This window comes from Sphingomonas faeni, from assembly GCF_023195535.1.
GTDB classification, from domain to species: Bacteria; Pseudomonadota; Alphaproteobacteria; order Sphingomonadales; family Sphingomonadaceae; genus Sphingomonas; species Sphingomonas faeni_B.
The window spans coordinates 1-411 of sequence record NZ_JALPNF010000031.1; the positions used below are offsets into that span (position 1 = coordinate 1).

The 411-nt window shown below is 51.3% G+C and carries 1 protein-coding gene; it reads right to left on the bottom strand.

The window, feature by feature from the left end; genetic code table 11:
• Position 1: 1 nt before the first annotated feature.
• A partial coding sequence (locus tag SPHN_RS18340; protein ID WP_248525280.1) for a hypothetical protein occupies positions 2 to 411 on the bottom strand: 410 nt, incomplete at its 5' end.

The following is a 411-nucleotide window of genomic DNA, read 5'->3' on the forward strand; positions in this document are numbered from 1 at the left end:
CCTATACCTCTTTCTTCCCCTCTTCCTTTCTTCTTTCTCTTCTCTTCTTCTTTCCTTTCTCTTCTCTCCTTTCCTTTCCCTCCTCCTTTTCCTTCCCCCCTCCTCCTCCTTTCCTTCCTTTCCCTCCCTCCCCTTTCCCCCTTCTTCTTCCCCCTCCTCCTCCTCTCTCTTTCCTTTCTTTCCCTCCCCCTCTTCTTTCCCCCTCTCCTTTCTCCCTTTCTCTTCTCCCCCTCTTCCTCTTCCTCCTCTCTCTCTTCTTTTTCTCTCTCTTTTTTCTCCTTCTCCTCTCCTCCCTCCCCCTCCCCTCTTCCTCTTTCCTATTCTCTTCATCTTCTTTGTCTCTCTGCTCCCTTGCGCCGCTTTTCATTGCTTCTCGGTTGTGTGCGTCTCCTAGTCGTGTTTGGTCGGTGC